This window comes from Micromonospora sp. LOL_014 (assembly GCF_048060245.1).
Classification (GTDB): Bacteria; Actinomycetota; Actinomycetes; order Mycobacteriales; family Micromonosporaceae; genus Micromonospora_E.
Genome location: NZ_JBHMIP010000083.1, coordinates 1 through 1,602, shown reverse-complemented (window position 1 = coordinate 1,602; position 1,602 = coordinate 1). Strand labels below are relative to the sequence as shown.

Here is a 1,602-nt window from a genome sequence, read left to right as displayed (position 1 = left end):
ACGACTTCTTCGAGCTGGGTGGCGACTCCATCCGCAGCATCCAGGTCGTCGGGCAGGCCCGGGAGGCGGGGCTCGCCGCCGGCCTGGCCACCCTGCTGGCCCACCCGACCCCGGCCGGGCTGGCCGCAGCGATGGGCGCGGGCGAGCCGGAGACCGCCGCGATCGAGCCGTTCGCGCTGCTGAGCGAGGACGACCGGCTGCTGCTGCCGGACGGTCTGGACGACGCGTACCCGATGGCGGAACTTCAGGTCGGCATGGTCTACGAGATGGAGCGCGACCCGGAGCGCCTGCCGTACCACAACGTGCACACCCTGCGGCTGACCGGCGCGTTCGACGAGGCCCGCTTCCGTGACGCGCTGGCCCGGGTGACCGCCCGGCACGCCGTCCTGCGTACCTCCTTCGACACGAGCCGGTACCGCGAGCCGATGCAGCTGGTGCATCCGGACGCGGAGATCCCCCTCGTCGTGGCGGACCTGCGCGCGGCATCGCCGGACACCCGGGCGGCAGCCGTCGACGCCTACCTGCGCGACGAACGGCGTACCGCCCTGGACCCGGCCGTGGCCCCGCTCTGCCGGATCGGCGTGCACGTGCTCGCCGACGACGCGTTCCAGTGGACCGTCACCGAGCACCACGCCATCCTCGACGGCTGGAGCCTGACCTCCACACTCTCCGAGATCAGCAGCACCTACGAAAGCCTGCTCGCCGGGCAAGACCTGCGGCCCGCCCCGCTGCGCTCGCACTACCGCGACTACATCGCCGCCGAGCGCGCGGCGCTGGCCACGCCGGCCGCACGAGAGTTCTGGCACGACCGGCTCGCCGGCAGCGGCGGCAGCCCCCTGCCCCGCTGGTCCACGGCGTCCGGGCAGCCCATGGACGACGACGGCTCGCTGGTCACCACGCTTCCCGCCGACCTGCGCGCCGGGGTCGAGCGGTTCGCGTTGCGCGCCGGCGTGCCGGTCAAGACCGCACTGCTCGCCGCTCACCTGCGGGTGCTCGCCCTGGTCACCGGCAGCCCTGACGTCACGACCGGCCTGTCCGCCCACGGCCGTCTGGAGGAACCGGACGGCGCGGAGGTGCGCGGACTGTTCCTCAACACCCTTCCGTTCCGGGTCAGCCTGCCGGACGGCAGCTGGCAGGACCTCGCCCGCGCGGTCCTCGACGCCGAACGCGAAATGTCGCCGTACCGCCGCTACCCGATGGCCGCCCTCCAGCGCGAATTCGTCGGGGCGTCGCTGTTCGAGGCGGGCTTCGTCTACAACGACTTTCACCGCTTCGGGCGGCTGGCCGGCGGCGAGGGCGTGTGGCGCATCGACCCGGCCGGGCAGGGCTCGTCCGGGTCGGCCCGGACCAGCTTCCCGCTGCTCGTCTCGGTTAGCCGCGAGGCCGGTGCCGTGGGACTGCGCCTGGAGCTGGAGTACGACCCCCGCCGGCTCACCCGCGAGCAGGTCACCCTGCTGCGCGACCACCATGTGCGCGCGCTGCAGGCGATGGCGGCCGATCCGTCCGCGGACCATACGACGGCCGTCCTGGTCGCGGGGCCGGAGGCGGCTCGGATCGGGGAGTGGTCGTGTGGCGGGGTCGGGGTGTCGGGTGCGGCGACGG

General features: G+C 73.9%; 1 protein-coding gene. It reads left to right on the top strand.

The annotated features are described in order from the left end of the window. On the top strand, nt 1-1,602 hold a 1,602-nt coding region (locus tag ACFHW1_RS28695), incomplete at both ends, for a condensation domain-containing protein (RefSeq protein ID WP_416616705.1).